Consider the following 9033-nt stretch of genomic DNA (forward strand, 5'->3'; position numbering starts at 1 on the left):
GGCCAGGGGCAGGGCGGATCTCCAGCGGGGCGCGGGTTCGGGCCCGTCGGTTCCGAACAGGGAGAGCTGCCTGGGCTGTGAAATTTCCTCGTCCAGCAGCTCGGATTCGGAGATGAGCCCGCCGTTGGCCAGGATGTGCGCCACGCCGATGCCTCGCTCGCGCAGCACGCGGCCCAGAAGCAGCCTGCGGTGGCAGCGGCGCGGGTTGTCCTCCGCGCAGGTGAGGACCAGTCGGCCGCCCTGGCCGAGGTCGTCCAGCACGCGGTCGATGCCCGCCTCGAACCAGGGCTGCGCGGCGATGCGGTCGTACAGCACGTAGCCCTGCGGGTCGTAGAAGTCCGGATCCTCGGGCATGCCGCCAAGCTCGCGGCCAAGGTACAGGTAGCGCAGCCCCCAGCGCCTGCTCAAGGCTTCCACCTGATCCTTGTTGAACTGCGGGGCGTGGCGCGAGTAAGGCCGCGAGCGCACGTCCACCAGCACCTGTATGTCATAGGTGCGGAGATTGTTGAGGAACCTCTCCGGAGGCAGGTTGGAGAATCCGGCGGTGAACACGGCTTGGGACGGAGCCAGGGGGGTGGGCATAAGAGACGTAGCCTCCTGTTGCACCGTGTATGAAAATGACCTGTATCCGTCAAGCGAATCACGTAAATTACATACTCCGGTACCGGGGCTTGCGGGCCGGGCCAGGGGCATGTATCCTGCGTGCGCCCTCGACAGACGCGTCGCCCGCGGCTCTTGCGCCGCCAGCACGGCCACCACGTAAGGAGACATGCCCATGCCCATGAAGGACTATCAGGACGCCCTGACCCGCCTGCAAAAAGGCCTGGCCAGCGGCTACCAAAGTTCGCCCACGGTTCTGAACACCCCTGGACAGTCGCTGATGTGCAAGGTGGACCCGGACTACTACCTGGCCCTGGAGCCCATCTTCACGGAGATCCTGGCCCGCTGGGCCATCAGCTTTCCGCAGGGCGTGCTGGAGACCCTGGTGCACACGGGCAACCTGGTGTTTTGCAAGCCCTTGAGCACGCACATCATTCCTCTTACCCTGTCCTGGGGCGGCAACGACTACGAGGTGCAGGCGGCCTTCTTGCCCGCCAGCTTCGTGGACCGGGCCCTGAAACTCTACGCCGGGGTACAGGAACCGCTGCCCGTGTCCGACCTGCGCATCCGCGCGGACGAGCGAGCCGCGGTGGAGGCCTTCTTCGGCGAGATGTCGCCGCTGGCCTCCGTGGCCTACCTGTAGATTTTTCGCCGCCGCCCGGCTTCAGCCGCCAGGGCGCGGCCAATGGAAAAGGGGCGACCCGCCGCATGCCGGTGGATCGCCCCTTTTTCGCGTTCGTCGGAAAGGCTAGTCCTTGGCCGGGCTCTCGCACTTGGCTTTGAGGATGCAGGTGCCGCAGCTGGCCAGGGCGGGCATGTTGGTGAACACCGCGAACTGGCGGTTCACTGTGCCTTCCTTGTTCCAGACGAGGCCGAGCTTCTTGAAGGCGGCCAGCACGTCCTTGGTGGGCTTGGGCAGGGGCGCGCAGCCGCGGTCGGCCAGCTCGGGCACCAGGTTCTGCATGGCGCTCATCACCATGTGGATGGCCAGGTTGTGGAAGGCCATGCCGGCCGAGGGCGAGTCCTGCCAGATGCCTTCCACCTCGTCCTCCACCGGCTTTTCCAGCCAGAGGATGAGAAAGCCGGGATCGGTCTCGCCGCCGGTGGACAGGCGGTAGGCCTTAAGGTGCTGCTGCCAGCCGTCGAAACGGGGCTCCAGCTCCTCCAGCAGGTCGTGCTCCAGGCGCGTCTCACCGGCCAGTTCGCAGTAGGTGAACATGTCGAACTCCGGCTGCGCAGGGATGGCCGTGCAGATGAGGGGCGCGGCCTTCTTGGCGGTCTTGGCGGCGGGAGCGTCTTTCTTTTCGGCGGCGGTCTTCTTGGTGGTCACAATATGTTCCTTGCGCGGCTGTGCGCGCGGCGTTGTGCTGTACTCGCCGTCTTACGCGGCGCCTGTCTTGCGATCGCCGCTTACGCGGCTTCCTTGTCGGCCAGAAGCGCCGCCTTGAGCGACTCGTCCAGCGTGGGGTGCGGGAACATGAAGCCCGCGGCGTCCTCGCGCGTCCAGCCAGCCTTGACCATCATGGTGGCGGCCACGGCCATGCGCGAGACATCCGCCCCGACCGCCGTGATGCCCACCACGCGCCCCTGTCGCCATACGCACTTGACGAAGCCCTGCGTGGCCGCGTGGGCCTGGGCGATGGGGTTGGCGATGAGGTTGGCGCGGGAGACCAGCACGGTCTCGCCCCCGGCCTTGGCTTCCTCGGCCATGAGGCCCACGCGCAGCACCTCCGGTGAACCGTAGAGGATGCTCGGCACCGGGCCGGAGTCGTAGGGGGCGCGTTCCTTGTCCAGCAGGCGCGCCACCACGTAGTGGGCCTGGTGGCTGGCGGCGTGGGCCAGCAGCATGCGGCCGTTCACATCGCCCACGGCGTACACGTCCGGGGCGGCCTCAAGATATTCGTTGGTGACGATGTAGCCCGGGCCGCTGAGCGCGACGCCCAGAGACTCCAGCCCCAGGTCCGCGCTGTTCGGCCTGCGGCCAATGGCCACGAGCGCGCATTCGGCCAGCAGCTCCTCGCCGCCGTCGAGGGTAAGCACCGCGGCCTCGCCGGAATCGGAGGCCTGGGTCTGCACCGAGGCCACCTTGACGCCCAGGCGGATGTCCCAGCCCTGGCGCTTGAACACGGCCTCCAGGGCCTTGCTCACCTCGGGGTCTTCCAGCCCGGCCAGGCGGGGCAGGGCGTCCACGATGGTGATCTTTGCGCCCATGCGGTGCGCGGCCTGGGCCATTTCCAGCCCGATGAAGCCGCCGCCCACCACGATGAGGCTTTGCGGCATGGCGGAAAGCGCCAGAAAGCCGGTGGAGTCCACCACTCGCTTGCCATCGGGCGCAAGGGCGGGAAAGGCCGCCGGACGGGAGCCCGTGGCCACCAGCAGCTTGCGGAAGCCCAGGGTCTGCGCGCCGTCCGCCGTCTTGACCTCAAGGGCGTTCTTTCCGGCCACGCGGCCGCGCCCGGCGAAGAGCTCCACGCCCAGCTGGCCCAGGCGCACGCCCATGGCCTTGCGCGTGGCGGCCAGGTGCCGGTCCTTCTTGGCCTGCAACGCGGCGAAGTCCACCGTGACCGAGCCCGCGGCCACGCGGGCCTTGGCCTGGGCGGCCAGCTCCTCGATGGCGCTGGTGGCCCCAAGCCAGAGCTTGGTGGGGATGCAGCCGTGGTTCAGGCAACTGCCGCCAAGGTCGGCGGCTTCCACAAGGGCGGTCTTGAGGCCAGAGGCGGCGGCCTCCACAGCGGCGTCGAAGCCGCCGGGGCCGCCGCCCAGCACTACCAAGTCGTATGTCGTCATAAGCCTCTTCTGATCTTACAGGTCGTCGGTCAGTTCCATGCTGCGGGCCGCGCGGGTCTCGTCCAAACGCGTCACCGGCAGGGTGCGCGGGGCCGAGGTGGCGAAGGACGGGTCCTTCTCCGACTCGGCCAGCAGGGCGATGAGGTCGTCCGCGAACTGGTCCAGGGTGTCCAGGCTCTCGGTCTCGGTGGGCTCGAACATGAGCGCTTCCTTGACGATGAGCGGGAAGTAGATGGTCGGGGCGTGGTAGCCCTTGTCCAAGAGCATCTTGGCGATGTCCAGGGCGCGCACGCCGCAGGTGGCCTGCTTGCAGCTGGTGGCCACGAACTCGTGCATGCACACGCGGTCGTAGGGCACTTCCAGGTGCGAATCCAGGCGCTTGCGCAGGTAGTTTGCGGCCAGCACCGCGGCCTCGGTGGCGCGGGTAAGGCCCTGCCCGCCCAGGCGCAGGATGTAGGCGTACGCCTTCAGCACCACGCCGAAGTTGCCATAGAAGGGCGCCACGTAGCCGATGGACTTGGGGAAGTCGTAGTTCAGGAAGAACTGGCCGTCCTCAAGCTTCTCCACGCGGGAGATGGGCAGGTAGGGCACCAGGCGCTCGGAAACGCCCACCGGGCCAGCGCCGGGGCCGCCGCCGCCGTGGGGCGTGGCGAAGGTCTTGTGCAGGTTCAGGTGCACCACGTCGAAGCCCGCGTCGCCCACGCGCATCTTGCCCATGATGGCGTTCAGGTTCGCGCCGTCGTAGTAGAGCAGGGCGTCCACGCTGCGCAGCATTTCGACGATCTTGGGCAGGTTCTTTTCGAACAGGCCCAGGGTGTTCGGGCAGGTCATCATCATGCCCGCCACCTCGTCATCCAGCACCTTGGCCAGCTCGTCCGGGTCCACGATGCCGTCCTTGGACGGCAGGTTGACCACCTCATAGCCCGCGATGGCCGCGCTGGCCGGGTTGGTGCCGTGGGCGCTGTCCGGGCAGATGATCTTGGTCTTCTTGTTGCCCTTGTCCTTGTGGTAGGCGGCGATGATCATGACGCCGGTGAGCTCGCCGTGCGCGCCCGCCATGGGATGCAGGGTGAAGGCCTTCATGCCGCAAAGCTCGCACAAAAGCCGCTCGGTCTCGTACATCACCTCAAGGGCGCCCTGGCACATGCGGCCCGCGCCTTTCAGCTGCGGCAGCACCGGGTGCAACCGCGTGAAGCCGGGCATGGCGGCCGCGGTTTCGGCGAACTTGGGGTTGTACTTCATGGTGCAGGAGCCAAGGGGGTAGAAGTTGCCGTCCACCCCGTAGTTCTTCTTGGAAAGCCCGGTGAAGTGGCGCACCACGTCCAGTTCGGAAAGCGACGGCAGGCCCGCGGTCTTCTGGCGCAGGAGTCCTGCGGGCAGAAGGTCGGCGGCGGATTTTTCCGGCTTGGTGGGCCAAACGCCCTCGCGGCCGTCGGTGGATTTCTTGAAGACGGTGCTCATTTGAGGGCCCCCCGCAGCATTTCGGCAAAGATGCCGATGGATTCCGTTGAGGTCTTTTCGGTGCAGGCCACCAGCAGGGCGTTTTCCAGGCCGTCGTAGTAGCGGCCCAGAGGGAAGCCGGGCACCACGCCGCGCGCGGTGAGCTTGTCGATGACCTGATAGGCGTTCACCGGCAGGCTGACGGCGAACTCGTTGCCGAAGGGCGCATCGCCGCCGAGCAATTTCACGCCCGGAATGGCGGTCAGGCGCTCGGCCGCGTAGTGGGCGCGCTCGATGCAGGTCTCCGCCGTGCGGGTAAGGCCTTCCTGGCCCAGCAGGCACAGGTGCATCAGCGCGCGTAGGGCGCACAGGGCCTGGTTGGAGCAGATGTTCGAGGTGGCCTTCTGGCGGCGGATGTGCTGCTCGCGCGCCTGCAGGGTCAGCACGTAGCCGGTGCGGCCTTCCGTATCGACCGTGCGGCCCACCATGCGGCCGGGCATCTGGCGCACCAGCTCCTTGTTGCAGGTCATGATGCCCAGGTACGGCCCGCCGAAGGACAGGGGCAGGCCCAGGCTCTGGCCCTCGGCCACGGCCACGTCCGCGCCCATCTCGCCGGGAGACTTGAGCACCGACTGCAGCACCGGGTACACGCTCATGACGCTGACCACGCCCGCGGCGCGGGCCGCGGCGAAGAGCGCGGTGAAGTCGCTCAGGGTGCCGAAGAAGTTGGGGTTCTGCACCACAACTGCGGCGGTGTCGGAGTCGAGAGCGGCCGTCAAAGCCGCCAGGTCGCACATGCCGTCCTTGTGGGGGATGGTGACCAGCTCCAGGTGCAGGTTCGAGGTGTAGGAGCCGAGCATGACCCGGTAGATGGGGCTCACGGCCTCGCACACCACGAGCTTGCGGCGGCCGGTGTGGCGCACGGCCATCATGGCGCCCTCGAACAGCGCGGAGCCGCCGTCGTACACGCTGGCGTTGGCGAAGGCCAGGCCGGTAAGGCGGGTCACGGCCGTCTGGTACTCGAAGATGGCCTGGAGCGTGCCCTGGCTGGCCTCGGGCTGATAGGGCGTGTAGGCGGTGTAGAACTCGCTGCGCATGGAGAGCGCGTCCACGGCCGCCGGGATGTGGTGGTCGTAGAAGCCCGCGCCCAGGAAGCTCACGTTGTCGATGGCGTTCTTTTTGGCCAGGCCTTCCAGGTGGGCCAGCACGTCCATTTCGCTCTTGCCCGCGGGCAGGTCGAAGCTTTTGGGGCGCAGGCTGGCCGGAATCTCGTCGAACAGCGACGCCACGCTGGGCGCGCCGATGACGCCGAGCATCCGCCGGATGTCCTCCGGGGTATGGGGAACGTAGGGCATGAGGGTCTCCTTGCCGAAAAGGGCCTAGTGGGCTTCGGCGGCGCAGACGTCGGCGTAGGCCGCGGCGTCCAGCAGGCCGGCCGGGGCGGCGGAAAGCTTCACCTTGAGCATCCAGCCGGCGGTGTATGGGTCCTGGTTCACGGCCTCGGGCGCGTTCTCCAGGGCGGCGTTGACCTCGACCACGGTGCCGGAAACGGGAGAGTACAGCTCACTGGCGGCCTTGACCGACTCGACCGAGCCCATCTCGGCTCCGGCGGTGAGGGTGGCGCCCACCTTGGGCAGGTCCACGAAGGTCAGGTCGCCCAGCTGCTCCTGGGCGAAATGGGTGATGCCGATGGTGGCGACGTCGCCCTCGATCTTGGCCCACTCGTGACTTTTGGCGTACTTCAGGTCGTTCGGGATCATCAGGATATCCTCCGTTCAGGAAGGTTGTTTACGGGTGACGCCTAATAGCATTCCCGGGCGCGAATGAAAACCCTGATTTTTGACGTGGAGCAGCATCCCGCCATGCCAGGAACGGCGCGGGGCGAAGGACGTGCGGCGAGGGTGCGGCGAAGGAAATTCGGCGCGTCCGCTAGCGGATGACGACCCCGATCTTGCCCATGTCGTCGCGGCTGGCGATGGCCTCCCAGTTCCTGCCGCAGCAGCGGGCATAGGTGCACAGGGCCGCGAAGTCGTCCTTGGGGCCGAAGTCGTCGAAGACCACCGGCGTGCCCTTGGGCAGGAAGCGGTCCAGTTGCATGAGCACGTACACGGTGGAGCTGTACAGGTCGGCGTCCATATGGACCACGATCTTGTTCCGGGGCTTGAAGGTGTCCAGGAAGCCGGGCAGGGTGTTCTTGAACCAACCCTTGTGGAAGCTCACGCGCGGGTCGTCGATGTCCGGGATCTCGCCGTCGCATGTGAAGTCGCCCTTCTTCCTGCCGCCGTAGTCCCAGTCCTCGGGCAGGCCCTCAAAGCTGTCGAAGCCGAAGAAGCGCGAATCCGGGTGGCGGTTGATGTCCAGCCAGGCGCTCAGGCTCTGGCCGCGGAACACGCCGAACTCCAGGAAGTCGATGGGCGCGCCGGACGGCACGAGCTTCTCGTGCATGTAGGCGTAGAGCATGGCCCTGTCCTTGTACTCGTAGCGCATCATGCGGGCGGTCTTTATTTTGCCGGGCATGATGGTCTGGAACATAGCCTGATGGTAGCCGTCTTCCCAGGCTGTCACATTGCCCTGCAAGAGCTGCACGACGGAGAGTTTCATCTCGGCGGTCATGGTTCCTCCTTGGCATGTTTTAAACACTGCAAAGATATATGCAGAGTACGTGCCAGTCTATCGGAGGTTTGTTTTTCCTGATAATTCCCGCCCCGGCCATGTACGTGGCGGCGAAACCTTGACAGAATGTGCCGGGATGCCCACCTATGGGCAGCACTTGAACCCAATCGCCGGGCGCCCCTGGCCCGCCGCAACACGACAACGAGGAGCCCGAATGAAACCCCTTGCCATCGTCGGCATCATTCTCGCCGGTATTATTATTCTTGGCGGCACCGCCCTGGTGTCCAAGTCCAACACCATCATCACCACGGACGCCGTGTGCGAGCAGATGGCGGGCCAGGTGAACAGCGCCCTGCAGCGCAGGCTCGACCTCATCCCCAACCTGGTGGAAACCGTGAAGGGTTACGCCAGCCACGAGAACGAGACGCTTACCGCCGTCATCGCCGCGCGCGCTTCGGCCACGCAGGTAAAACTCGACGCCAGCACCCTGACCGACCCGGCCAAGCTCCAGCAGTTCAACCAGGCGCAGGGCCAGCTCTCCGCCGCGTTGGGCAAGCTCATGGTGGTTTCCGAGCAGTACCCGAACCTGAAGGCCGACAAGAATTTCCAGGACCTGATGGCCCAGCTTGAGGGCACGGAGAACCGCATCAAGATCGAGCGCGACAACTACAACAAGGCCGTGACCGCCTTGAACGTGGAGATCCGCACCTTCCCCGGCAGCTTGGTCAATTCCCTCATGGCCCATGTGAAGGAGCGCCAGGTGTTCCAGGCCGAGGAAGCGGCCCAGGCCGCGCCCAAGGTGAGCTTCGGCAAGTCCGCTCCCGCCGTTCCGGCCGCTCCGGCCCCGGCCGCTGGCGGTGACAAGTAGTGAAGCGGGTTCTGGCCGTCCTGGCGCTGCTTTTCGCGGCGCTGACGGCTTTCGCACCTTCCGGCGCGCTGGCGCTGGCCGTTCCTCCGCACGGGGGGCAGTGGGTGGTGGACAACGCCCGCCTGCTGCCCCCGGCGGAGAAGGACGCCCTGGGCGCGGAGCTTCGGCGCTACGCCGAGGCTTCCGGCAACCAGATCGTCGTCCTCACCGTGCCCTCGCTTGAGGGCGAGAGCATCTCCGGCTACGCCAACACCGTGGCGCGCGAGTGGGGCATCGGCAACAAGGAGGGCAACACCGGCGTGCTCATCCTGGTGGCCAAGGCCGAGGCGCGGGTGCGCTTCGAGGTGGGCCGCGGGCTTGAAGACCGCCTCACCGACGTGCTCTCCAAGCGCATCCAGCGCGAGATCACCGTGCCGAACTTCAAGGCCGGGCGCTACGCCCTGGGCCTGTCCCAGTCCGTGCAGGCCATTCAGACCGCGCTGGCGCCCCCGGGCGGCGACGCGGCCTCGGCGGCCAATGCCACCGCGCCCGCCAAGCGGCAGGAAGAAGGCGGCTTCTCCTGGTTGACTCTGGGCCTGCTGGTGCTGGTCACTGTGCTGGCCATCGCCTTCCTGGGCCGCAGGGGCGGTCCCGGCGGTGGTTCTGGCGGGCCGGGCGGCGGCTTCGGCGGCGATGGCCGGGGCAGTTCGTTTCTGCTCGGCATGCTGCTGGGCATGCTCTCCGGC

General features: G+C 66.9%; 10 protein-coding genes. 3 read left to right on the plus strand and 7 right to left on the minus strand.

Translation table 11 applies throughout. The annotated features are described in order from the left end of the window. On the minus strand, positions 1 to 582 hold a 582-nt coding region (locus tag VN419_RS12950), incomplete at its 3' end, for a DUF488 domain-containing protein (RefSeq protein ID WP_325647636.1). 193 nt (positions 583 to 775) lie between these two features. On the opposite strand from VN419_RS12950, the gene VN419_RS12955 reads away from it, so the two are divergent. Next, on the plus strand, positions 776 to 1243 hold the full coding sequence (locus VN419_RS12955) for a hypothetical protein (RefSeq protein ID WP_325647637.1): 468 nt from the start codon (positions 776 to 778) through the stop codon (positions 1241 to 1243). Between the two features lie 105 nt (positions 1244 to 1348). On the opposite strand, the gene VN419_RS12960 is transcribed toward VN419_RS12955, so the two are convergent. The 6 genes from VN419_RS12960 to VN419_RS12985 all read right to left on the minus strand — a co-directional run bounded on the left by VN419_RS12960 (position 1349) and on the right by VN419_RS12985 (position 7440). After that, positions 1349 to 1930, minus strand: coding sequence for a hypothetical protein (locus VN419_RS12960; protein WP_325647638.1), 582 nt, complete (start codon positions 1928 to 1930; stop codon positions 1349 to 1351). A gap of 80 nt (positions 1931 to 2010) precedes the next feature. Then, complete coding sequence (locus tag VN419_RS12965) at positions 2011 to 3387, minus strand: dihydrolipoyl dehydrogenase family protein (RefSeq protein ID WP_325647639.1); 1377 nt, start codon at positions 3385 to 3387, stop codon at positions 2011 to 2013. Positions 3388 to 3402: 15 nt separating this feature from the next. Further along, complete coding sequence (gene gcvPB, locus VN419_RS12970; protein WP_325647640.1) at positions 3403 to 4848, minus strand: aminomethyl-transferring glycine dehydrogenase subunit GcvPB; 1446 nt, start codon at positions 4846 to 4848, stop codon at positions 3403 to 3405. After that, positions 4845 to 6182: an aminomethyl-transferring glycine dehydrogenase subunit GcvPA gene (gene gcvPA, locus VN419_RS12975; RefSeq protein ID WP_325647641.1), complete on the minus strand. Its 1338-nt coding sequence runs from the start codon at positions 6180 to 6182 to the stop codon at positions 4845 to 4847. The genes gcvPB and gcvPA overlap by 4 nt, the downstream gene beginning before the upstream one ends. Before the next feature lie 24 nt (positions 6183 to 6206). After that, positions 6207 to 6590: a glycine cleavage system protein GcvH gene (gene gcvH / locus VN419_RS12980; protein WP_325647645.1), complete on the minus strand. Its 384-nt coding sequence runs from the start codon at positions 6588 to 6590 to the stop codon at positions 6207 to 6209. Positions 6591 to 6756: 166 nt separating this feature from the next. Further along, positions 6757 to 7440 (minus strand): TylF/MycF/NovP-related O-methyltransferase, encoded by a 684-nt coding sequence (locus tag VN419_RS12985; protein ID WP_325647642.1) that lies wholly within the window; start codon positions 7438 to 7440, stop codon positions 6757 to 6759. A gap of 214 nt (positions 7441 to 7654) precedes the next feature. Between VN419_RS12985 and VN419_RS12990 the strand changes: the two genes are divergently transcribed. Next, on the plus strand, positions 7655 to 8308 hold the full coding sequence (locus VN419_RS12990; RefSeq protein WP_325647643.1) for a LemA family protein: 654 nt from the start codon (positions 7655 to 7657) through the stop codon (positions 8306 to 8308). After that, positions 8308 to 9033 (plus strand): TPM domain-containing protein (locus VN419_RS12995; RefSeq protein ID WP_325647644.1); only part of this gene is annotated, 726 nt, incomplete at its 3' end. The genes VN419_RS12990 and VN419_RS12995, both read left to right, overlap by 1 nt.

Origin of the sequence: Humidesulfovibrio sp., from assembly GCF_035560995.1 — a bacterium.
In the GTDB taxonomy this organism is placed as follows: Bacteria; Desulfobacterota; Desulfovibrionia; order Desulfovibrionales; family Desulfovibrionaceae; genus Humidesulfovibrio.